Origin of the sequence: Isoptericola sp. NPDC060257 (assembly GCF_042726645.1) — a bacterium.
Taxonomy (GTDB): domain Bacteria; phylum Actinomycetota; class Actinomycetes; order Actinomycetales; family Cellulomonadaceae; genus Isoptericola; species Isoptericola nanjingensis.
In genome coordinates, this window is record NZ_JBHXAW010000441.1 from 1 (window position 1) to 2,104 (window position 2,104).

Annotated in this window: 1 protein-coding gene; it reads left to right on the forward strand. The window is 70.9% G+C overall.

Features of this window, described 5'->3' with window-relative positions; genetic code table 11:
- A partial coding sequence (locus ACFWEK_RS21085) for a polyribonucleotide nucleotidyltransferase (RefSeq protein WP_430555306.1) occupies nt 1-2,024 on the forward strand: 2,024 nt, incomplete at its 5' end.
- Nucleotides 2,025-2,104: the final 80 nt, after the last annotated feature.

A 2,104-nucleotide genomic window follows, 5' to 3' on the forward strand; every position in this document is an offset into this window, starting at 1 on the left:
AGGAGCGGCAGTACGCCGCCGGCAAGATCCCCGGCTCGTTCTTCCGCCGCGAGGGCCGCCCCTCGACGGAGGCGATCCTGGCCTGCCGCCTCATCGACCGCCCGCTGCGCCCGCTGTTCGTCAAGGGCCTGCGCAACGAGGTCCAGGTCGTCATCGACGTCCTGGCCATCCACCCCGACGACGCCTACGACGTCCTGGCGATCAACGCCGCGTCGGCGTCCACGCAGATCTCCGGCCTGCCGTTCTCCGGCCCGGTCGCGGGCGTGCGCGTCGCGCTGATCGACGGCCAGTGGGTCGCGTTCCCGAAGTACTCGGACCTCGAGCGCGCCGTCTTCAACATGGTCGTGGCCGGCCGCATCGTGGGCGACGACGTCGCCATCGCGATGATCGAGGCCGAGGCGACCGACGACGCCTGGAAGCTCATCAAGACCGAGGGCGTCGCCGCGCCGACCGAGGAGGTCGTCGCCCAGGGCATCGAGGCGTCGAAGCCGTTCCTCAAGGCCCTCTGCGAGGCGCAGGCCTCGCTCGCCGCCCAGGCGGCCAAGGAGGTCAAGGACTACCCGGTCTTCCTCGACTACCAGGACGACGCGTTCGCCGCCGTCGAGGACGAGGTCTCCACGACGCTGCGCGACGCGCTCGCGATCGCGGACAAGCAGGACCGCGAGAACCGCCTCGACGAGCTCAAGGAGGGCCTGCTCGGCGCGCTCGGCGAGCGCTTCGAGGGCCGCGAGAAGGAGCTGTCGGCCGCGTACCGCGCCCTGCAGAAGAAGCTCATCCGCCAGCGCGTCCTCACCGACGGCGTGCGCATCGACGGTCGTGGGCTCGCGGACATCCGCACCCTGTCCGCCGAGGTCGAGGTCATCCCGCGCGTGCACGGCTCCGCCCTGTTCGAGCGCGGCGAGACCCAGATCCTGGGCGTCACCACGCTGAACATGCTGCGCATGGAGCAGCAGATCGACTCGCTCGGGCCGGTCACGCGCAAGCGCTACATGCACAACTACAACTTCCCGCCGTTCTCCACCGGTGAGACGGGCCGCGTCGGCAGCCCGAAGCGCCGCGAGATCGGCCACGGCGCGCTGGCCGAGCGGGCCCTCGTGCCCGTGCTGCCGTCGCGCGAGGAGTTCCCCTACGCGATCCGCCAGGTGTCCGAGGCGCTGGGGTCGAACGGCTCCACCTCGATGGGCTCCGTCTGCGCCTCGACGCTGTCGCTGCTCAACGCGGGCGTGCCGCTGAAGGCGCCGGTCGCGGGCATCGCCATGGGCCTCATCTCCGACACGGTCGACGGCGAGACCCGCTACGCGGCCCTGACCGACATCCTGGGCGCGGAGGACGCGTTCGGCGACATGGACTTCAAGGTCGCCGGCACCAGCGAGTTCGTCACGGCCATCCAGCTCGACACCAAGCTCGACGGCATCCCGGCGTCGGTCCTGGCCGGCGCCCTGACCCAGGCCCGCGACGCGCGCCTGACCATCCTCGAGGTGCTCGCCGAGGCGATCGACGTGCCCGACGAGATGTCCCCGAACGCCCCGCGCGTCATCTCCGTGAAGGTGCCGGTCGACAAGATCGGCGAGGTCATCGGGCCCAAGGGCAAGATGATCAACCAGATCCAGGAGGAGACGGGCGCGGACATCTCCATCGAGGACGACGGCACCGTCTACATCGGCGCCACCGACGGCCCCTCGGCCGAGGCCGCCCGCGCGGCGATCAACGCGATCGCCAACCCGCACGTCCCCGAGGTGGGCGAGCGCTTCGTCGGCACCGTCGTCAAGACGACGTCGTTCGGCGCGTTCATCTCCCTCTCGCCGGGCAAGGACGGTCTGCTGCACATCAGCCAGATCCGCAAGCTCGTGGGCGGCAAGCGCGTCGAGAACGTCGACGACGTGCTGTCCGTGGGCCAGAAGGTCCAGGTCGAGATCGGTGAGATCGACCCGCGCGGCAAGCTCTCGCTCGTCGCGGTGACCGAGGACGAGAAGGCCGAGGAGCCCGCCGCCGACGCCGCCACCACGGACCAGGTGGAGGCCTGACGCTCTGATGTCCTGGCACCTTCCGCTCGTCCCCGCGGGCGAGCCCGGTGCCGACCTGACCGCCGGGCAGGACGGTGCGA